Below are 21,275 nucleotides of genomic sequence, written 5' to 3'. Positions count from 1 at the left end.
CAAGATGGAATATATTGTATTTGCTATTATTGCGTATCTCTTAGGTTCTATACCATCAGCACTAATTGTTGGCAAACTTGGGTACAAAATAGATATTCGCGAACATGGAAGCGGTAACTTAGGTGCAACCAATACGTTTCGGGTATTAGGTGTTAAGGCAGGAATTATGGTTACATTATCCGATATTCTTAAAGGTACAGTCGCAACTTTGCTACCGTTATTAGTTGATGCAGATGTTTATCGGTTAGCCATTGGACTATTTGCTGTTATCGGACATACATATCCAATGTTTGCGAAATTTAAAGGTGGTAAAGCTGTTGCGACTTCCGGGGGGATAATTTTAGGTGTAAGCCCATTATTATTTATTAGTATGGTCGTCACTTTTTTGCTAGCGTTATATTTGTCCAAGTATGTATCCCTTTCCTCGATGATAACAGGCGTCGTTTCCGTCATTGTGGCTTTGCTTCTCCAGGAAGACATTGGCCTAATCATTGTAGTTGCAGCATTAACAATTTTTGTTTTCTATCGACATAAGGAGAACATCAAACGAATCAAAAATAAAACAGAACCAAAGATTAAATGGATGTAAGAGCAAAAGCGTAAGCGCCCGATTAGCGACGTACGGACTGGACTGAGCCGTAGGAGATAAAGGAAACACGACGACCGTAGGGAGTCGATGTTGACTTATCGTACGGAGGCGAGGGAAGTCGCGCTAGTCGCTGGGCGCTGGAGCTGGACGTGGCTCATACTACCAAAGAACAAATTAGAGCCAAATTTTATGCTTTCCTACATAGAGCAAAAGCGTAAGAGCCCGATTTCAGGCTATTTTGTCAAGTAAGTAATACAAGCCAAACAATTGAATATTACTACTGGATTCAGTATAATTTTAGTAGTTAGAGAGCAGAGAGGAGCTATCGCTATGGATAAAGTTAATACACTCCCAAAAAAACAATTACCAAACAAAGCAGAACGTCATAAATTATTTGGTTCCGTTGAGCCAGGTCCAAAAACAAAACCGGTCGAGAAAAACAAGATGGCCGATTTACAAAATACAAAGAAAGACTTTTTATTTGATTTAGACGAAGTTGGAATTTCCAATGTAAAACATCCAATAATGGTCCAAAGTAATTTGAATCCTACTACACAGACTAGCATTGGAACATTTCATTTTTCTTCAGCGATTGAAAAGTCAAGCAAAGGTACAAATATGAGTCGTTTCACAGAGCAACTAACACAGTATCATGAAGCTGGATTCACAGCGAATATCTCAACACTAAAACAATTTACTAAAGATCTTGCTGTACGTTTAAAACAGCGCGATGCTAAGATAGCTGTATCATTTCCTTGGTTTTACGAACGTCGAGGCCCCCAATCGGGACTAGCAGGAATGAACCATGCGGATGCGGAGATTATTGTTGCTTACGATCAAGAAAAAGGATTTAATATCACTGTTTCTCTTTCGGTACTGATTACGACTTTATGTCCTTGCTCTAAGGAAATCAGTGAGTATAGTGCACATAACCAACGCGGTTGTGTCACAATGAAAGCTGAAATTGATCATAACTTTGACGAAGAAAAAATGGATTGGAAAGAAATGTTACTTGAAGCTGCAGAAAGTAATGCTAGTTGTCGATTACATCCTGTTTTGAAACGTCCTGATGAAAAAATGGTAACAGAACATGCATATGAGAATCCGCGGTTTGTTGAAGATATGGTTCGCCTCGTTGCGGCTGACCTATACGAAATGGCATCTGTTCATAAATTTAAAGTTGTATGCCGTAATGAAGAATCAATTCATATGCACGACGCAATTGCATCTGTGACGTATGATAAAAATGTTACGTCAGCTTAAAAAGGAAAATATTAATGAAATATATTTTCATAGCCATTATTAAGTTTTATCGAAAAGCAATCAGCCCATTCAAGCCACCAACATGCAGGTTTTACCCTACATGTTCAGAATACGGTTTGGAGGCATTCAAACGATTTGGTGCAATTAAAGGGGCTTATTTAACAATCAAGCGAATTGCAAAATGCCATCCATTCCATCCAGGTGGAGTTGATTTAGTGCCAGAAAAGAGAGAGAAAAAACAGACGTAAGCTAAAAGGGAGCTGGATTTGTTTGAAATTACACGTAACCGAAGATGTAGCTGAATGGTACAAAGAAGAACTAGATATTGAGGACACCAACCAACTTCGCTTTTATGTAAGGTATGGTGCCGGTGGGCGGATTCCAGGTTTTTCTCTTGGGATTCGTGTAGATTCATCGAATGAAATCCATATAACTTGTAAAGCTGGTGGATTAACCTTCTTTATTGAAACAAAAGACGCGTGGTATTTTGACGATAATAACTTATATGTAAGGCTTAACCAGGATAGAGATGAACCAGAATTTGTATATGACTAATAAAATGGGGAAAGTCACGAACATGTGATTTCCCCCATTTTTTTACAGGTTGAATTGTTCAATTTGCTCCCATTGCTGTTCTTTTTGTAAAATCTCTTTTTGCGTTTTACCAAATAAGTCAAAATGAGGATAATCTTGATGATAATCAATCCATCCTTTTCTCAACCCATGACGAAGCCCCCACGCAACTAATTTATCTACATCGCAACATCCGACCTTTGTGACCGTATAACAGCCTGGAAATCTTGGATCCTGCCAATAGTGCGTAAGAAAAGCAATATTTCCTTTTCTCACTTCTTGCTTCCATCGGATTAATTCCTGCCGTTTCAACCCAAATGCCATTAAGATTCTCCATTGATTTGTTTACTATATGCATCGTGCCAGTCGGGAAAAGCGCGTCGCAATGATAACGGACGAAAGCTGTCTTTTTTCACAATGACATGTTCTGTTGTTCCACTTACCGCAACATTACCCTGTCCATCTACTATTTGATAAGCATATACTGTTCGTAGCCCATCATATTTTTCTAGCCATGTTTCAATTATCGCATCTTCACCATAGCGTACCGGCTTTTTAAACGAAATTTGTGCATCGGTTACCGGGGACACAACATTGTTCTTCTCCATAACTGCATAATTCAAGCCTAAACTTTCTATATATTTTGTTCTTCCTATTTCAAACCAAACTAAATAATTCGCATGATAGACAACACCCATTTGATCTGTCTCTTGATATCTCACTTCTATTGGTGTACGTACCTTATTCACAGTATTTCCTCCTTGTCTATTACTCATCTTTACCATTTTATCACAATTTAGGCTTGAAATAAGATACCATGCTTATGTAAGTAAAAACCTCAAACCACGAGGATGGCTTGAGGTAATCTAAAGTTACTGATTTAGCTGATTATCGTTTGCCTCATCTTGTATTTCTTGCCGCATACCTTTAATCGCTTCCTCGCGACGCTTGTTTTTAGCTTCAATCTTTTCTTTTTCTTCCCCTGAAGAAAATTGCATTGTTTCGTGTGCGTCTTCAATGTTTTGAATCGTGTCTTGTACTGCACTTTGCAATTTTTCTACATTATCGCTGCGGTCGTCAGGTTTTGGCTTATAATTTTTCGCCATCCATATTCTCCTTTCATAACAAATATCAGCCCTATTTTTTGCAATAAAAAATATTCTATACAAAAAAGAAGCGCCTCTATATAAAGTTAGGCGCTTGTAATAATCACATTTCGTTTACTCTTTTTACCGATTTATTTCGTTTCATCTCTATATTTTGCTCTATCTTTTCCATTAATAATTGGTCTTGCACAATCTGTTTACGATTTTCTTTCACCAATTCTTCAAACGATAGTCTTCTCTTTAAAGAAATAGCAATCCACTCCTTTTAAGTGCGCGTTCAAAAAGTTTCTAAATTAGAAGCATGCCAACGAAAAGATTCTCCGCTTATTATTTGGTAACTTTTTGAACAACCTCTTTAACAGAAGTATTACCATTTCTTCAAAAATTTATAACTATTCTAGAGAATGTAACATATCCATCATAAAATCATATGTCATTGGTCCAACTTTTTTTGATTCTTGGACCTTACCATCTGTTCCAATAAAGTAAGTTGTTGGTAGTGCAGATACCATGTATTGTTCTGAAACCTTCATTTTTTTATCTAATAGAACGGGATACGTATAATCGTACTCATCGATAAACTCTCTTGCTTTCTCCTTGTTCGTATCTGTATTTACAGCAATTATCTCTACTTCCCCTTGGTGTTCCTCATAAAACTTTTGCATTTCAGGCATTTCGAGACGACAAGGCCCACACCAGCTGGCCCAAAAGTTCAAAAATACCTTTTGCCCTTTTAGATCAGATAGCTTAATTGTTTTTCCGGACAGTGTCTCAAGCTCAAAGTCTGGTGCCTCTTCTCCAGCTTCAACCCCAGTTTTACCAGGTGGAACAATTGCTGCCCCCTCCATCTTTTGGTCCGCGCTAACATTTTCTGTATCTTCATTTGTTGCAGTCTTCTCATCGTTTTTTTCCACTACATTAACTATTACAATTCCTGCTAAAAGAACAATTATGATAATTCCAAGTGCCTGCTTCATTTACATGAATCTCCTTGCTTATCACTATACTGTATATAGTATGCATGATGTTTTTCATGTTTGTAAAGAGAATATGGCTGTTGTTCAAAATTTATTCATGAAGAGGATATTTTGAATACAAAAAGTCCCTACACCAATAAATGATGTAAGGACTTATCTCATTTCCAAAATTAGTTAACTAGTTGACTAGATTCTAATTTATTACGTAAAACCATTTGTAGGATACCACCATGACGATAGTAGTCAATCTCTACTTCACTATCAAAACGAGCAATTGCATTAAATTCAGTAGTTTTTCCATTTTCGTCAACAGCAGTAACTTTTACTAGATCATGTGGTTGAACATTTTCATCAATTTCAACATTAAATGTTTCTTTACCTGTTAAACCTAATTTATCAGCATTTTGACCTTTTTCAAATTGTAATGGTAGGACACCCATCATTACAAGGTTTGAGCGGTGAATACGTTCAAAGCTTTCCGCAATAACTGTTTTAATACCAAGCAAAATAGTACCTTTTGCTGCCCAGTCACGGGAAGATCCCATTCCATAATCTTTACCACCCATAACGATTAAACCTGTACCGTTTTCTTCATACTTCATTGCAGCGTCATAAATAGGCATTACTTCTTCTGTAGGCCAGTATGTTGTATAGCCGCCTTCTGTACCAGGTGCAAGAAGATTGCGGATACGAATATTTGCAAATGTACCACGCATCATTACTTCATGGTTACCACGTCTTGAACCATAAGAGTTAAAGTTACGTGGTGAAACACCTTTATCTTGTAAATATTGTCCTGCAGGCATATCTTTCGCAATTGCGCCAGCTGGTGAGATGTGGTCAGTTGTTACCGAGTCACCAAATTTACCGATTGCACGAAGATTATTTAATGGTGTAACAGAACCTGCTTCTTTTGACAATCCTTCAAAGAACGGTGGATTTTGAATGTATGTTGATTCTTGATCCCATGCAAACAATGGTTCATCCGTTGTATCAATTTCATTCCATTTTTCATTTGAATTGAATACATTTTCATATTCTTTGCGGAAAATCTCTGGTTTAACAACACTTTCTACTTGTTCTTTAATTTCTTCCATTGTTGGCCAGATATCTTTCATATAAACAGCGTTACCGTCTTTATCTGTACCAAGAGCTTCAGTTGTCAAGTCAATATCTACTGTTCCTGCTAACGCATATGCCACAACTAATGGTGGTGATGCTAAATAGTTAGCTTTCACTAATGGATGTATACGACCCTCAAAGTTACGGTTACCAGAAAGTACGGAAGCAACAGTTAAATCATTTTTCGAGATTGCTTCTTCAATCTCTTCACGTAATGGACCGGAGTTACCGATACAAGTTGTGCAACCATAACCAACTAAATTAAAGCCAATTTGGTCAAGGTATTGTTGCAGACCGGAATCATCAAGGTAACGTGTTACAACTTTAGATCCTGGAGCTAATGATGTCTTAACGTATTCTGGAACGCTTAATCCTTTTTCAACTGCTTTTTTCGCAACTAAGCCGGCACCAAGCATAACGTATGGATTAGATGTATTTGTACAAGACGTAATTGCAGCGATTGCAAGTGCACCTGTTTCCATAGTAGAAGTTTTTCCAGTTGGGTGTTCAATGGTTACCTCTTTATCAAATTCTGATTTATCCAATCCTAGCCCTTGATTGCCTGCTGGAGCAGTAACTGCCTTATTAAATTCTTCTTTCATATTTGACAAAGCAATTAAGTCTTGTGGACGTTTCGGACCTGAAAGATTCGGTTCTAATTCAGATAGGTTAATTTCAACAAGCTCAGTGTATTCAGGATCTTCCTGATCTGGTGAATACCAAAGATTGTTTTCTTTACAATATTTTTCAACTAATGCAATATGATCTTCTTTACGACCTGTTAGACGTAAATAATTAAGTGATTCTTCATCAACCGGGAAGAAACCACATGTTGCACCATATTCAGGTGCCATGTTTGAAATTGTTGCACGGTCAGCAAGTGGCATATCTTGTAGGCCTGGTCCGAAGTATTCAACAAATTTCCCAACAACATTTTGTTCACGTAAAACTTGGGTAACTTTTAACGCCAAGTCTGTAGCTGTTGTTCCTTGTGGAAAGCTGCCGGTAAATTTGACACCAATAACTTCTGGTGCAGGGAAATATGAAGGCTGGCCTAGCATACCTGCTTCTGCCTCAATACCACCAACGCCCCAGCCTAGTACACCAAGACCATTAATCATTGTCGTATGTGAATCAGTACCAACAAGTGTATCCGGGAATGCATCATAAGTACCATCTTCATTTTCCAAACCATGAACAACACTTGCAATATATTCTAAGTTTACTTGGTGAACAATACCTGTTGCTGGTGGAACTGCACGATAGTTTTCAAATGCTTTCTGAGCCCAATTTAAAAATTGATAGCGCTCAGCATTACGCTCAAATTCAAGTTCCATATTTGCTTTAAGTGCATTTGCTGTTCCATACTGATCTACTTGTACAGAGTGGTCAATTACCAGATCAACTGGTACTTCCGGATTGATTTTATCAGGTTCCCCACCCATATCAACCATAGCTTTACGTAATGAAGCAAGGTCAACAACTGCGGGTACACCAGTGAAATCTTGTAAAATAACACGTGAAGGTTTAAATGGTACGTCTACACCTTGACCTTCTTTTGTTCCCCATTTAGTTAATCCGGTAACGTGTTCATCTTTAATAACACGACCATCATGTTGACGAACAAGTGATTCTAATAAGACACGAACGGAAAATGGAAGGCGGGAAACCTTTCCTAAACCAGCGTCTTCTAATGCTTTTAATTGATAATAATTATACGTTTTTCCATTTAGCTCAAACTGCTTTTTCGCATCAAACGCATTTTGTTTTGTCATGTAAGCTTTACCCCTTTCAAATTGTCATCCATTCTTTCCATACCCCATGCTAGAATAGTAGACAAGAAATACATGTATCATCTACTATATATTAAATGATTTTTGTTCAAAAATGCAACTGTTTCTCTTTGAATCCTATATATTAAAAACTTATGTAGATTGATAACTAATACTTATATATCATATGAATAATAGCAATTAACATTTATACTTCCTCAATATAAATCTACTTATCTTTGTATTACGATTCGAAACGTACTTCCTTTGACTTTATTTCTCGTTATTTCTAGTTTAGCTTTATGGTGGTCCAATATTTGATGTGTGATCATAAGCCCCAGACCTGTCCCATTCTGTTTTGTTGTGAAAAACGGTTCTCCTAATTTATGTACAATCTCTTCTGGTACACCCGAACCTTGATCAATTATGTCAATCATAACATTTGTGTCAGTAGTGTAAACGTTTATATTAATAATTCCGCCGCCATCCATTGCTTCGATTGCATTTTTGATTAAATTTATGAATACCTGCTTCATTTGAGAACGATCACAATAAATCGAAACGTCTTTCGCTTGTTCCCATTCTATAACACTATTTTTAAGTTTTGCTTGTGGTTTTAATAACTCAACAACATCTCGAATCATATCTGCTACCGACTCGTTTTTTTTATTATCTGTCATCGGTTTTGAAATAAATAATAATTCAGACGTAATAGTTTCCATTTTTTCAATTTCATCTATCATGATGTTATAGTATTCTTCTTTTCGATTAACACCTGCCTGTAATAATTGAATAAAACCTTTCAAGGATGTCAATGGATTGCGAATTTCATGTGCTACACCTGCAGCCAATTGACCCGCGATCGACATTTTCTCTGATCGAATCATCATTTCTTCCATTTCTTTTTTATCTGAAATGTCTCGTAATGTTGATATATAATAGTTGTCATTGGTTTCACCATCAAGAATTTTCGCAACATTACACTCGGACCAAATGTACTTCCCAAACTTATTCCGTATGTTAATATTAAAAATTTTCCCGGTATACGTTGTATTGTGAATGTGTTTTTCAATATATGAAACATCCTCTGGTGAAATCTTTTCATACCACCGTGTTCCTTGAAGCTCACATGCTTTGTATCCTAACAAACGCTCAACAGATTTCGATATAAAGCGAATTATTCCATTTTCATCCCAAACCGTTATCAAGTCATTTTTATTCCGTTCTATCCATTCAAGCATCGATTTTGGCAGTTCCGTCTCATCACAAAAATACAAGCTATCTCGTTTGTCCTCAACCGTGTTATCACCTGTATTTTTACAGTGATCTAATTCATACTTCAAACCATCGCCCCCTTTTTTCTGCATAATCCAACATATATTCCATTTAAAACTACTTATATGTTTTCTAACACGATAATATGACACTTGTATGTAACGATAACTCCGATTATAATTATATTAGTACTTATTGATTTATATAAACGTTTGTTTAAACAAAAAGTACCAATTATTAGTATCTTACTATAAATGTTGAAAAAAATAAATCTTTGCAACTGTTTACATAATTGATTTATTATACGTACTATAAGAGAAATAGGTGATAATTATGTCGGTTATTATGGATTATTTAATCGTATTATGGGGAATTTTGTTGATTACCCTAATGTCAATCGGTGGATTCTTCATGTTTCGTAAATTTTTAAAACGTCTACCAAAAGAGGACGGAAATTCGACCCTTGACTGGGAAGAATATTATATGGATAAAACAAAGCACATGTGGGGGAATAGTGAAAAAAAATTACTGGAAGAGCTGGTTTCACCTGTTCCAGAACTTTTCCGTGATGTAGCCAGGCAAAAAATCGCTAGTAAAATAGGTGAAGTAGCTTTGCAAAAACATCAGAAAAAAATTACTCAAGACGTTCTAATTGAAGGTTACATTATTGCTACACCAAAAAGAGATCACAAATTTTTAAGAAAAAAATTACGTGAAAAAGAGATTGATGTAACACCTTATGAATCATTATTTGAACTCTCTCCCGAAACGTATCGACGCAAACAAAAACGCCCGCAGTAAATGCAGGGCGTTTTATGCGTTCCGATACTTTAATTGTCTTTCTAACTTTTTATATTTATAAAGCATGGCAAGTCTCCACGTTAAAATCATCCCAAATGCAAGCAAAAAGAACATGCCACTTGTTTCACCCAACGATATCGTGCTACCAATTACCAACTTAATAATAATTCGTACGGCCAATAATCCGAATAAAATAAATACGAATGATTTCGATGGGATCAGATAAATGTCATCTTCCTTTATTTCAAATTTTGATGATTTAATCAAAAATATGGAGAATATCATCCCCACAATAAACGCCTCCAGAACTTGTGCCCACGGGACGCGTAAAGCAGGAACCACAAACATTAATGCCCCCGTACTCATAAAAACTGGTGGCAAAATTATCTTTTTAACGGATGCCGGCTTCTTTGCAGCTTTTAACCGTACAAAAATCATTAAAGTAGCCATACATGCAGCAACAACTGTACTTGCTATTATCCAAAACATTCAAATCAACTCTTTCTAGATGACTAGCTATTTGAACTTGCTTGTTCAAATTTATGTAATACTCTGTTTACAGTATCTAAGACTCGATTCTCGTCAAACGGTTTCACAATAAAATCTTTTGCTCCAATTTCAATAGCTCCAACAACCACTTTTTGTTGCCCCATCGCAGAACATACTACTATTTTTGCTTGATCATCATATTTTTTAATTTCTTTAATGGCATCTATGCCGTTCATAACAGGCATTGTTATATCCATCGTCACTAAATCTGGTTTTGTCTGTTTGTATTGTTCAATTGCTTCTCTTCCGTCTTGCGCTTCCCCTACAATTTCATGGTTTTCTTTTTTTAATATTGTTGAGAGCGTTGCCCTCATGAATTTAGCATCGTCTACTACAAGTATCTTTGCCAAGCTATTATCCCCCCAATAATAGTTATCAATCATTTGCAATGGTTAAAATGATCGTCATTGTTACACCCAGCACTGTTACGTATACGCCCATATCAAATAGCATAGCAGTTGCAAGTTCAACTTCCCCAAGTATCGGTAATGTAAAATGACCAAACGTGTGAGATAGGAATGGTACATCGAAAACAAATGATCCGATTCCTGTTGATACAGCAATTAACAATCCAATCGGAATTAATGTACGGAAATTAATTGGCAAAATTTTCTTCACCGCTTCCATACCATAGGACATATACATTAATACAATTGCTGATGCAGTCATTAAACCGCCAACAAACCCACCACCAGGTGAATTATGACCAGCTAAAAGTAAGTATACAGCAAATCCCAGCAATATAAATGCGATTACTGATGTCGTTGTCCGCAGAATAAGATCATTCGGTTTATACATTTATAGATCTCCTTTAAGGCTTATATAATTATTATCATAATACAATTATCGTATAAAATCTATTCTAAAAGCCGCTAAACCCAAACAAGCCATTTAGATAAGAAGTTAAATCTGTCATCCAATCAAAAAATAACGCAATTCCCATAAAAATCATAACATAACCGCCGATTTTAACTAAACGCATACTGTGACGTTTAATCCAAGTTAGTTTTCCAATGAAGAATGATAAAATCAGAAATGGCAATGAAAATCCTAACGCATAGCACATCATCAATAGGAAGCCAAGGTCAGGATTCTGTGCAGCCAATGTAATGACAATCCCTAAGATCGGTCCAGTACATGGTGTCCATCCTAAAGAGAATGCCATCCCGATAATAAATGAACCGATATAACCAGCAGGCCGATTTTTGAACGTGATTTTTTTATCTTTCATCAGAAATTTAAAATTCAATATACCAACAATAACAAATCCAAAGAAAATGATTAAAATGGCACCTATTTGTCTAATTAAATCTTGATAAGTGGTCAGAAATTCCCCAACTAAAGATGTGGAAAATCCTAGAATGACAAATACACTGGAGAAGCCTAGTAAAAACAAAATAGTATGTAAAACGCTTTTTTTATTAAATGTTTTGCTATCATCTTTTAACTCACTTACACTCATACCTGTTATATACGATAAAAAGGCAGGATAAAGTGGAAGTACACATGGTGAGATAAACGACAAAAAACCTGCACCAAATGCGATAAAAATATTAATTTCAGACATCATAATCCTCCTATAAAAACATTTACTTTATCTATTCTAACAGATTATCTACTATATAAAAGCAAATGAATTTGACAATTATCCAAACCTTTTTATAAAGAAACAGGAGGATACTGGTGTATCAGTGTTAAAATACCCCTTATTACCAATTGGTAGTAAGGGGTATGATGCAATGATGTTGATACATTTTCCTAACAATATACGATAATTGCTAATTATTTACCTTGTTGATTGTTCATTGCTCGCATCATTTGATTGATTTTCTTTTGGGATGGTTTTTGTCCCATTTGCATCATTAACGTTCGAAGCATTTGCTCATTAATTGGTGGGTTCTTCTTCAGATAATTCATCATATATTTTCTTGCGATAAAAAATCCAAGAGCGATTCCAGCAATAAGCGCAATAATAGCAATTAATACGACCCAAATCGTGCTCATTCAAGCTTTCCTCCTTCTTGTTGTCTCTCATACAGTATAGTAAATCAATGTTAAGAATACAATACCTGTCCATGCAAATATGCTCTTTCCATGGAAACTGGCGAAATCCAGCCATAATTATCCAGGTCATTTCCCACGATAAATAAACACGGGTGAAACGAACGGAGTGCAGGAAACAGCAATTTTTCGGCATCATGCAACATTTCACATCGAAAGTTTATCTGTTTTTCTTGAATATGTAAAGTAATATAGTGTGAATCATTGGTAAACATTTCAATATAATTACCATTTACTATTATACTTTTTCTAGTTTGCTGATGATTTTTAATATAAGTTAACAAAGAAACAGCTGGAAACGATTTGGTAATAAAGTTATATTGATTTTTCAGGTCTGCTCTCTCAGGATTTATTTGATATTCTTTTAAAAAACGATATAATATCCCACTCTTATGAAAATAACGATAAGAAAATTCCTCTTTTATCCAATAGATAGAATAATTACCCAATGAAACCCCTCCCCTTTTATTCTATTATACGTATTCTAGTTGCAATATATGTCACTTCCTGATGCAAAACCCAACTAGTTTTGTCGACAGCGAAATAAAAGCAAAAAACAGGTGACTTACTATTTGTAAGCCACCTGCATTGCACCTTTTATATTCCGTCTAAATAGGGAGACTCCATTGAATGGAATATCGCTTTCTTAAGATAATATTTTTTTTACTTCTGCAACGACATTTTCTACAGTAAAGCCGTATTCTTCCATGACTTTTTCACCTTTTGCAGAGGCACCAAATGTATCAATGCCAATAACAGTACCTTTATCACCAACATAGCGTTCCCAACCAAATGGTGAAGCCATCTCAATTCCTACCCGAGCCTTAACGTTTGTTGGTAATACTTCATTTTTGTATGCTTCGTCTTGTTGATTAAATCGATCCCACGAAGGCATGCTTACAACACTGACATCAATCCCTATTTCTTGAAGTTCATTCTTGGCTTCTACCGCTAATTGAACTTCCGATCCAGTTGCAAGTAACAATGCATCTGGTTCATCTTTTGTTGCTTTGCTAATCACATAGGCACCTTTTTTAACACCATCATATGCATGTTCCTTTGTTCCTTTTAACGTTGGCAGCCCTTGTCTAGTTAATACTAAGGCAGTTGGCTGATCTTTAGATTCCAATGCCAAACGCCACGCAGCTTGAGTTTCGTTGCCATCTGCCGGACGAATCAGGGAAAGTCCTGGCATTGCACGGAAGGCTGCTAATTGTTCGATTGGTTCGTGGGTTGGACCATCTTCCCCAACCGCGATTGAGTCATGTGTGAATACATAGGTTACTGGTGTTTTCATAATAGATGATAACCTTACAGCAGGTCGTAAATAGTCACTAAACACGAAGAATGTACCCGCATATACATTTAATCCACCATGTAATGCCATTCCATTTAATGCGGCTGCCATTGCGTGTTCCCGTACACCAAACCAGATGTTGCGTCCAGCATAGTTATCACGCGAAAAATCCGCCTCATCCTTAATGGTTGTTTTATTCGATCCTGCTAAATCAGCACTTCCTCCGAAGAAATTTGGTACAGATTGAGCAATCGCATTTAATACTTCGCCAGAGGAAGCCCTTGTTGCTAGTTTATCTTTTTCCGGTTCGTATACTGGTAAGTTTTTGTCCCAGTTTTTAGGCAAATCACCTTTTATTGCTAGCTCGAGTTCATTCGCTAATTCAGGATATTTTTCTTGATATTGATTGAATAGCTTATTCCACTCTTGTTCCGATTCTGCGCCTCTTTTACCAATCTTTTCCTCAAAATCGACATATACTTCATCTGGCACATTAAAATCTTCATGTTCCCATTTATAATATTCTTTTGTCAGCTTCACTTCATCTTTGCCAAGTGGAGCACCATGTGATGCTGCAGAATTTGATTTATTCGGTGAACCGTAACCAATAATTGTTTTCACTTCAATTAATGTTGGTTGCTTGGTATTTTCTTGTGCTTGTTTTATGGCATGACGTAAGGACTCTACATCATTCCCATCTTCAACTCGGATAACTTCCCAGCCATATGCTTTAAACCGTTCCTCTGTGTTATCAGAGAATGACCGATTAAGTTCACCATCTAGCGAAATATCATTTGAATCATATAAAGCAATTAATTTTCCTAATCCAAGATGGCCTGCAAGTGAAGCTGTTTCATGTGAAATACCTTCCATTAAGTCACCATCACTAATAAGTGCGTATGTATAATGATCGATAATGGAAAGATCGTCCTGATTATATGTTGCAGCAAGGTGTGCTTCAGCCATCGCCATTCCAACTGACATTGCAATGCCTTGTCCTAAAGGTCCAGTTGTTGCCTCTACACCGTCTGTATGGTGTACTTCAGGATGTCCAGGTGTTTTTGAATTCCACTGACGAAATTCTTTTAAATCATCAATGGTGACATTATATCCTGATAAATGAAGCAGCCCATATAACAGCATGGAACCATGACCAGCTGACAGCACAAAACGGTCACGGTTAAACCATTTTGAATTTTTCGGGTTGTGGTTCATAAAATCAGTCCACAGTGTATACGCCATCGGAGCCGCACCCATTGGCAAACCTGGATGACCCGAATTTGCATTTTCAATTGCGTCAATTGCTAGAGTACGTATTGTATTAATGGATAACTGTTCGATATCTTTTGACATACTTATTCCCCTTTCACTTTACAAGCTTAATCTATCCCTTAACATTTTATAATGAAGATGAGTTTCTAACAAGTAATACTTTTTCTTTAGTTGTATTATGTGTTAATGACCTTTATTTTTTTCTTGAAAGTCACGCAGCTTCTGTGGTGTCACATCATTACCTTCTCGGTCAACAACGGTCATTGTTTTAAATTGATTTTTAAAGGATTTACGTACGTTTTGTAAATATTCTTGCCTGAGCTCTTTTTGTTCTTTTTTTTCTTTGTCTGTCAGCCCTTCACTTTTCGACTTTTTTGCCAGTTTATTTATTCTATCTAATTTCTCTTTTGCTATCATAAAAATTACCTCCTATAACGTACAAAAAAAGCAAGAACAATGATGTGTCCTTGCTTTTTCATGATACCTTTCCTTTATAATTGTTTCAAGCATTAAGATGTTCTTGTTGTTCTTGTTGTTCTTGATGTTCTTGATATCTTCGATGAACCGTTGCTTTGGAAACTGAATGTCCCATGCCATTTAATGTATTAGCAATTTCCTCAAAGGTTAAATTCTTTTGTCTTAGTTTGACAACTTCTTCAATAGGAAATGATTTTCTTTCCCTACCAGGTGCTTGATTGCGATTTGCTAAATTCTTACTTGGATCATAACCTTCATGGATGGCTTTTTTCATTCCCCGTCTAATTTTTGTATTGTGAATTCTCCGCTGATACTCTTCAACGATCCCGACAATTTGTAAAACCATTGAATCGGATTCGGAAAGTTCCAGCTGTCCGTCCTGAATTGCAGTATATATCGATATATTCAATTTATGCAGTTGATGAAATAGCGCGATCTTTGTATTCCCTCTCCCTAACCTAGTTTCGTCCTGGATCAGTAAACAATCCGCTTTATTGGCAGAAAAGTAGTCAAGTAGCTGAAATATACCATCACGGTCGATATCATAGCCACTTGCTTGCTCTTCGATTATATCAACAACAGTGAATTCATAACGTGCTGCAAGACTGATGAGTTCCCGCTTTTGTCGTGCTAAAGATGTTTCCTGAGTTTTTTTATCTGTACTTACCCGACAATAAAGAATCGCTTTCAATCCAATTACCCCTTCATTTATATCAGTATACTATGCGCTGGTAACCATTGAAAAGTATAAGAACCCCAATGTTAAAGCAAAAGTAACAAGATAGAATACATCTGTTTTTGTAAGTTTTCCAAACATATCAATCAGCTCCTTCATTAAGATAAGAACTATTGTTCGTCTATTAGTATAGTACATCGAACGTACGATCTTGTCAATACATTTTCGAACGAACGTTTGCTTATTTATGATTCTAGTGATAAACTAGTATCAATAAATAATATGCGTGAGGTGTTTGCTAAATGACTAAACTTTCCAAAAGACAGCAAATGATTCTTGATTTTATTAAGGACCAGGTTAGCAAAAAAGGCTATCCACCATCTGTAAGAGAAATAGCTGAAGCAGTTGGACTTGCGTCAAGTTCTACTGTCCACGGTCATCTCGCAAGAATAGAGAGTAAAGGCTATATTAGAAGAGACCCAACGAAACCTAGAGCAATTGAAATTTTAAATCCGTCAGAAGAGAATAATATACCAAAAGAAGAGGCTCGCTATGCACCGGTTATAGGTAAAGTTACCGCTGGAATCCCGATTACTGCTGTAGAAAATATTGAAGAATTCATCCCCCTTCCAAGCTCAAGCGCCGGGCCAGATGATAGTTTATATGTACTAGTAATCGAAGGAGAAAGTATGATCGAAGCTGGGATATTAAATGGAGACATGGTTATTGTAAAGCAACAAAACACGGCTCTAAACGGAGATATTGTTGTGGCAATGACGGACGAGGATGAAGCTACAGTAAAACGATTCTTCAAGGAAAAAGATCATATTCGCTTGCAACCTGAGAACGCAACAATGGAACCGTTAATCTATCAAAATGTTACGATTCTAGGTAAAGTAATTGGATTATACCGGAACATTCATTAAAAAACCCTTGATACGTTATATACGTATCAAGGGGATTTTTTAATAAGACGCTAAATACTGCTCACGTTCCCATGGATGAACGGTCGTTCTAAACATGTCCCATTCAATCTCTTTAGCCTCAATAAAATGCTCATAAAGATGCTCACCTAATGCAACTGAAACAACTTCATCTTTTTGCAACTCACCTAGTGCGTCCATCAATGTTGCTGGTAAATCTTTGATCCCATTTTTTTCACGCTCTGCTTTATCCATTACATAAATGTTGCGGTTTACTGGTTCTGGTGGAGTAAGTTTTGACGTAATCCCGTCAAGACCTGATGCAAGAAGTACTGCCATTGCCATATAAGGGTTTGCGGCGGGATCAACACTTCTAAGTTCAACCCTAGTACTTAATCCTCTTGAAAACGGAATCCGTACTAATGGACTTCGATTTTGCGCTGACCATGCAACATAACTCGGTGCCTCATAACCCGGAACTAAGCGTTTGTATGAATTTACGGTTGGATTTGTCACAGCAGTAAAACTTGTAGCATGTTTAATTAGTCCAGCTGTAAATTGATATGCTATTTCGCTTAGCTGCATATCCCCATCATTGTCAAAGAACACATTTTCGCCATCCTTAAACAGGGACATATTCACATGCATACCTGAACCATTAACGCCAAATAATGGTTTAGGCATAAACGTCGCGTGTAAGTTATGTTTTCTCGCAATTGTCTTCACAACAAGCTTAAATGTTTGAATATCATCACAATGTTTCACTGCATCAGAATATTGGAAGTCAATTTCATGTTGGCCTGGCGCACTTTCATGGTGGGATGCTTCAATATTAAATCCCATTTCTTCCAATTCAAGAACTATATCACGACGGCAATTTTCCCCTAAATCTGTTGGAGCTAAATCAAAATACCCGCCTCGATCGTTCAATTCCAATGATGGGTCACCATGTTCATCTAGTTTAAATAAAAAGAATTCAGGTTCTGTGCCAATATTAAACGCTGAGTAACCTAATTCTTCCATTTTTTTAAGATTTCGTTTTAAATTATACCTTGGGCACCCCTCAAATGGTGTTCCATCTGGATTGTAAATATCACAAATAAATCGCGCAACTTTTCCTTTGTCAGATGTCCATGGGAATACGACAAATGTATCTAGATCTGGATGCAAGTACATATCTGATTCTTCAATTCGAACAAATCCTTCGATTGAGGATCCATCAAACATCATTTTATTGTCTAACGCTTTATCCAATTGGCTTAACGGAATTTCAACATTTTTAATTGTTCCCAGCATGTCAGTAAATTGCAAGCGTACAAATCGAACATTTTCCTCCTCTATTATTTGATAAATTTGTTCCTTCGATAATTTTGAACTCATTCGTTAGCCTCCCAGCTTTCAAATCAACCTTTATTTTTATTGAAAAAACCTAGATAATTCACCTTGTCTTAAGCTAGATTTTCCCATTCTCCCAGCTTCATGTAATTCATTCTTTAACATAATTCTAAGTTCTTTTTCAGATAACGTTTCCTTTTGTTGTTGCATCTGTTTATTAGTGATAAGCAAATGCTTAATACCAGCTAAGTTAATACCTTTATCAAGTAAGTCTTTTATCTCCAATAATCGATCAACATCATTAAAGGAGAACAAACGTTGATTCCCTGATGTTCTTTCAGGCTGAATAAGACCATGTTCTTCATAGTTTCTAATTTGCCTTGCCGTTAGTTCCGTTAATTTCTTTACAATTCCTATCGAGAATAAGGGCATGGAACGTCTATCCTGATCGTTCATTTTCGAACCCCCTTCATGATTAATACTATTAGTTTACCTTTTGTTATGGATTGTGTCAAATCTATGTAAGGTTTCCTAACATTATTGCTAAAAGAAAAAAGAGATGGCTTTCCACCTCTTTTTTCTTTTCCCTATTTTAGTGTTAGAAAACCTTTTTCAATAAGATTCACAGCCGCTTCCTTCAAGGCAATCTTTACATGCTCATAGGTCAAACCACCTTGCACATACGCCGTATAGGGGGCTCTTATCGGTCCATCGGCTGTTAATTCAAGACTTGCCCCCTGTATAAATGTTCCCGCAGCCATAATAACATCATCTTCATAACCAGGCATTGGACTAGGTACTGGTGTTACAAATGAATTAACCGGTGAGTTCATTTGAATGGTTTGACAGAACGCAATCATTTCCTCTGCACTTTTAAATGTGACCGATTGAATTAAATCAGTTCGTTCCGCTTGATAGTCTGGCTGTGTTGTATATCCAATTAGTTCTAAAAATCGAGCTGTAAAAATGGCACCTTTTAATGCTTCCCCAACAACGTGTGGAGCTAAGAAAAATCCTTGGTACATCTCTTGCAACATATGTAATGTGGCTCCAGTTTCTTTACCCAATCCTGGAGCTGTTAATCGATTGCCACATTGTAAAACAAGCTCTTTACGACCAGCAATATACCCACCGGCCCGAACGATTCCACCGCCAGGATTCTTTATTAAAGAACCAGCGATTATATCAGCTCCAACATGTAATGGTTCTCTCTTCTCAACGAACTCCCCATAACAGTTATCAACAAATACAATAATCTCGTTATTTATTTCCTTTACAAATCGCACCATTTCCTCGATCTGTTGAATTGTAAAGGATGGTCGATCATCATAGCCTTTTGATCGTTGAATACCAACGACCTTTGTTTTCGGTGTAATGGACCGATTTGCTTCCACATAATCAATCGAGCCATCTTGCCTCAGGTTTACCTCCTTGTAATCAATTCCAAAATCTTTTAATGATCCTGTATTGTCTCCACGCTTGCCAATAACCGATTCCAACGTATCATATGGTTTACCTGTTAAATAAACAAGTTCTTCCCCAGGTCGAAGCAATCCAAATAATGCAGTCGAAATCGCATGTGTTCCAGATACCATTTGTGGCCTTACTAATGCGTCCTCTCCACCAAATACCTCCGCATAGACTGCTTCTAATGTTTCCCTGCCATCATCATCATAGCCATATCCAGTTGTTGAATGAAAATGACTGTCACTTACGCGGTTATGTTTAAATGCATCAAGTACCCGTTTTTGATTCACTTCTACCGTTTTACTAATTTGGTCATGTTTCTTTTTCACATCTAGTTCTGCCTGTTGTGCTTGTTGTTCTATCATTCGTACATTACTGCTCCTTTAATTGACTTGTTAATGGATGGTTCTCTTGAATATAGCCCTTCACTTTATATTTCATCAGCTCTTCGTCATAAAGCCGCTCATCCATAATGGTCTCATGCTCAAGACGCTGAAGTAATTTACCTTGATCAGGGTTAAGTGTTGTTTTATACCATTCCCACTCATCTCTCAGAATCGTTTCCACTCTCCTTAACAAAGCTTGAATATTTTCCTGGTCATAAGCACTAATAAGCATTGCTGGATGATTGGAAGGAATAAAATCCCCTTCTAGTAAATCTTTTTTATTATAAACTGTTAATGTCGGAATTGTACGTGCACCTAAATCTTGCAGTAAATCAAGCACCGTGTCTTGCTGCTGTTCCTTATCCGGATGTGCTACATCAACAATATGCAAAATAAAATCTGCTTCTATCACTTCTTCAAGCGTCGAACGGAAAGAGGCAATTAAGGACGTCGGCAAGTCTTGAAGAAACCCAACGGTATCCGTTAGCAACGAATGGAAGCCAGATGGAAACTGAATTTGCCTTGTAAGTGGATCAAGCGTAGCAAATAATTGGTCTTCCTCAAGTGAATGACTTTTTGTTATCCGATTAAATAAAGTCGATTTCCCTGCATTGGTATAGCCGACAATAGCAATTTGGAATACATGATTTGATTTCCGGCGTTTGCGGTATTGTTCACGCTGGCCAACAACAAGTTTTAACCGACGTTTTATATCATAAATTCGTCGCCTAATATGGCGTCTATCCGTTTCGAGTTTTGTTTCCCCTGGCCCACGCGTACCAATACCGGCGCCCAAACGGGACATTGCTATACCTTGCCCGTGTAACCTTGGAAGCATGTATTCTAGCTGCGCCAATTCAACTTGAAGTTTCCCTTCTTTTGTATGGGCGCGTTGGGCGAAAATATCTAAAATCAGCTGACTCCGGTCAATGATTCGCACACCAAATCGTTCCCCAAGGTTTCGCGATTGTCCAGCTGATAATTCATCATTGGAAATAACTAAGTCAATCTCCAGTTCATTTATTTCTTCTGCTATTTCTTCCATTTTACCTTCACCAATATAGTTAGCAGGGTGAATTCGGTTACGATTTTGTGTGATTACTTTTTTCACCGTTCCACCTGCTGTTTTACTTAAAGAAACTAATTCATCCAAAGAAGATTGAAAGCGCTCATCATTTTGTTCTGGCTTTTTTACAGCGATGATAATAATTTGTTCTGGCATGTTGATCAACCTCTTTCTCTTACGGCATGCCTATATCATAGCAAAGAAAAAAGCACATCACAATTTTATCCCAGTATTTAGGAGGGAGTAAAGACTTAACTGAATGAAGATTATTTTATTATGAACCACTAT

Annotated in this window: 26 protein-coding genes; 6 read left to right on the top strand and 20 right to left on the bottom strand. The window is 36.8% G+C overall.

All coding sequences use genetic code 11. The features are described from left to right. The first annotated feature begins 4 nt into the window (after positions 1-4). The 4 genes from plsY (at position 5) to ACW2QC_RS02575 (ending at position 2,407) form a co-directional block, all read left to right on the top strand. Positions 5-589 carry a glycerol-3-phosphate 1-O-acyltransferase PlsY gene (gene plsY, locus ACW2QC_RS02590; RefSeq protein ID WP_457542423.1) on the top strand — a complete coding sequence of 195 codons (585 nt, stop codon included), beginning with the start codon at positions 5-7 and terminating at the stop codon, positions 587-589. A gap of 330 nt (positions 590-919) precedes the next feature. Beyond that, the gene (folE2, locus tag ACW2QC_RS02585; protein WP_457542422.1) at positions 920-1,852 is read left to right on the top strand and encodes a GTP cyclohydrolase FolE2; all 933 of its coding nucleotides are present in this window, start codon (positions 920-922) and stop codon (positions 1,850-1,852) included. A gap of 14 nt (positions 1,853-1,866) precedes the next feature. Next, entirely contained in the window at positions 1,867-2,100 is a 234-nt protein-coding gene (yidD, locus tag ACW2QC_RS02580) for a membrane protein insertion efficiency factor YidD (protein WP_457542421.1), read from the top strand. Between the two features lie 22 nt (positions 2,101-2,122). Further along, positions 2,123-2,407 carry a HesB/YadR/YfhF family protein gene (locus tag ACW2QC_RS02575; protein WP_457542420.1) on the top strand — a complete coding sequence of 95 codons (285 nt, stop codon included), beginning with the start codon at positions 2,123-2,125 and terminating at the stop codon, positions 2,405-2,407. A 42-nt stretch (positions 2,408-2,449) separates the two neighbouring features. On the opposite strand, the gene ACW2QC_RS02570 is transcribed toward ACW2QC_RS02575, so the two are convergent. The 7 genes from ACW2QC_RS02570 to ACW2QC_RS02540 form a co-directional block, all read right to left on the bottom strand. Next, complete coding sequence (locus tag ACW2QC_RS02570) at positions 2,450-2,749, bottom strand: hypothetical protein (RefSeq protein WP_457542419.1); 300 nt, start codon at positions 2,747-2,749, stop codon at positions 2,450-2,452. Further along, positions 2,749-3,174, bottom strand: coding sequence for an acyl-CoA thioesterase (locus ACW2QC_RS02565; protein ID WP_457542418.1), 426 nt, complete (start codon positions 3,172-3,174; stop codon positions 2,749-2,751). Before ACW2QC_RS02565 ends, ACW2QC_RS02570 begins: the two co-directional genes overlap by 1 nt. Before the next feature lie 123 nt (positions 3,175-3,297). Further along, complete coding sequence (gene tlp, locus ACW2QC_RS02560; protein ID WP_457542417.1) at positions 3,298-3,531, bottom strand: small acid-soluble spore protein Tlp; 234 nt, start codon at positions 3,529-3,531, stop codon at positions 3,298-3,300. A 103-nt stretch (positions 3,532-3,634) separates the two neighbouring features. Continuing rightward, positions 3,635-3,781, bottom strand: coding sequence for an FbpB family small basic protein (locus tag ACW2QC_RS02555; protein WP_457542640.1), 147 nt, complete (start codon positions 3,779-3,781; stop codon positions 3,635-3,637). Between the two features lie 142 nt (positions 3,782-3,923). After that, positions 3,924-4,508, bottom strand: coding sequence for a TlpA family protein disulfide reductase (locus tag ACW2QC_RS02550; protein WP_457542416.1), 585 nt, complete (start codon positions 4,506-4,508; stop codon positions 3,924-3,926). A gap of 170 nt (positions 4,509-4,678) precedes the next feature. Further along, positions 4,679-7,405: an aconitate hydratase AcnA gene (acnA, locus tag ACW2QC_RS02545; protein WP_457542415.1), complete on the bottom strand. Its 2,727-nt coding sequence runs from the start codon at positions 7,403-7,405 to the stop codon at positions 4,679-4,681. Positions 7,406-7,635: 230 nt separating this feature from the next. Then, positions 7,636-8,745: an ATP-binding protein gene (locus ACW2QC_RS02540; protein ID WP_457542414.1), complete on the bottom strand. Its 1,110-nt coding sequence runs from the start codon at positions 8,743-8,745 to the stop codon at positions 7,636-7,638. Between the two features lie 265 nt (positions 8,746-9,010). Between ACW2QC_RS02540 and ACW2QC_RS02535 the strand changes: the two genes are divergently transcribed. After that, positions 9,011-9,478: a DUF2621 family protein gene (locus ACW2QC_RS02535; RefSeq protein ID WP_457542413.1), complete on the top strand. Its 468-nt coding sequence runs from the start codon at positions 9,011-9,013 to the stop codon at positions 9,476-9,478. A 12-nt stretch (positions 9,479-9,490) separates the two neighbouring features. Here the strand turns inward: ACW2QC_RS02535 and ACW2QC_RS02530 are convergent, their stop codons facing one another. From ACW2QC_RS02530 to ACW2QC_RS02490, 9 genes are all read right to left on the bottom strand, one after another. Beyond that, a complete protein-coding gene (locus tag ACW2QC_RS02530; protein WP_457542412.1) occupies positions 9,491-9,967 on the bottom strand; it encodes a CcdC family protein in 477 nt (158 codons plus the stop codon). A gap of 23 nt (positions 9,968-9,990) precedes the next feature. Continuing rightward, positions 9,991-10,377: a response regulator gene (locus ACW2QC_RS02525; protein ID WP_457542411.1), complete on the bottom strand. Its 387-nt coding sequence runs from the start codon at positions 10,375-10,377 to the stop codon at positions 9,991-9,993. A 25-nt stretch (positions 10,378-10,402) separates the two neighbouring features. Next, positions 10,403-10,825 carry a Na(+)/H(+) antiporter subunit B gene (locus ACW2QC_RS02520; RefSeq protein ID WP_457542410.1) on the bottom strand — a complete coding sequence of 141 codons (423 nt, stop codon included), beginning with the start codon at positions 10,823-10,825 and terminating at the stop codon, positions 10,403-10,405. 64 nt (positions 10,826-10,889) lie between these two features. After that, complete coding sequence (locus tag ACW2QC_RS02515; protein WP_457542409.1) at positions 10,890-11,594, bottom strand: cytochrome c biogenesis CcdA family protein; 705 nt, start codon at positions 11,592-11,594, stop codon at positions 10,890-10,892. A 215-nt stretch (positions 11,595-11,809) separates the two neighbouring features. Beyond that, positions 11,810-12,031: a YneF family protein gene (locus ACW2QC_RS02510; RefSeq protein WP_106497537.1), complete on the bottom strand. Its 222-nt coding sequence runs from the start codon at positions 12,029-12,031 to the stop codon at positions 11,810-11,812. 50 nt (positions 12,032-12,081) lie between these two features. Next, positions 12,082-12,537, bottom strand: coding sequence for a sporulation inhibitor of replication protein SirA (sirA, locus tag ACW2QC_RS02505; RefSeq protein ID WP_457542408.1), 456 nt, complete (start codon positions 12,535-12,537; stop codon positions 12,082-12,084). Between the two features lie 197 nt (positions 12,538-12,734). After that, positions 12,735-14,738, bottom strand: coding sequence for a transketolase (tkt, locus tag ACW2QC_RS02500; protein WP_457542407.1), 2,004 nt, complete (start codon positions 14,736-14,738; stop codon positions 12,735-12,737). A gap of 102 nt (positions 14,739-14,840) precedes the next feature. Then, on the bottom strand, positions 14,841-15,074 hold the full coding sequence (locus tag ACW2QC_RS02495) for a DUF896 domain-containing protein (protein WP_457542406.1): 234 nt from the start codon (positions 15,072-15,074) through the stop codon (positions 14,841-14,843). A gap of 85 nt (positions 15,075-15,159) precedes the next feature. Continuing rightward, a complete protein-coding gene (locus tag ACW2QC_RS02490) occupies positions 15,160-15,825 on the bottom strand; it encodes a YneB family resolvase-like protein (RefSeq protein ID WP_457542405.1) in 666 nt (221 codons plus the stop codon). 287 nt (positions 15,826-16,112) lie between these two features. On the opposite strand from ACW2QC_RS02490, the gene lexA reads away from it, so the two are divergent. Next, positions 16,113-16,736, top strand: a complete 624-nt coding sequence (gene lexA / locus ACW2QC_RS02485) for a transcriptional repressor LexA (RefSeq protein ID WP_457542404.1) — start codon at positions 16,113-16,115, stop codon at positions 16,734-16,736. 39 nt (positions 16,737-16,775) lie between these two features. On the opposite strand, the gene glnA is transcribed toward lexA, so the two are convergent. The 4 genes from glnA to hflX form a co-directional block, all read right to left on the bottom strand. Then, positions 16,776-18,113 (bottom strand): type I glutamate--ammonia ligase, encoded by a 1,338-nt coding sequence (gene glnA / locus ACW2QC_RS02480; protein ID WP_457542403.1) that lies wholly within the window; start codon positions 18,111-18,113, stop codon positions 16,776-16,778. A gap of 36 nt (positions 18,114-18,149) precedes the next feature. Continuing rightward, positions 18,150-18,524: a MerR family transcriptional regulator gene (locus ACW2QC_RS02475; RefSeq protein WP_457542402.1), complete on the bottom strand. Its 375-nt coding sequence runs from the start codon at positions 18,522-18,524 to the stop codon at positions 18,150-18,152. Positions 18,525-18,655: 131 nt separating this feature from the next. Further along, a complete protein-coding gene (locus ACW2QC_RS02470) occupies positions 18,656-19,900 on the bottom strand; it encodes a methionine gamma-lyase family protein (RefSeq protein ID WP_457542401.1) in 1,245 nt (414 codons plus the stop codon). A gap of 7 nt (positions 19,901-19,907) precedes the next feature. Further along, complete coding sequence (gene hflX, locus ACW2QC_RS02465) at positions 19,908-21,143, bottom strand: GTPase HflX (protein WP_457542400.1); 1,236 nt, start codon at positions 21,141-21,143, stop codon at positions 19,908-19,910. Positions 21,144-21,275 lie beyond the last annotated feature (132 nt).

This window comes from Virgibacillus sp. FSP13, from assembly GCF_054048505.1.
Note: the sequence above shows the minus strand (reverse complement) of the source record. Positions and strands in the feature narration are given on the sequence as shown.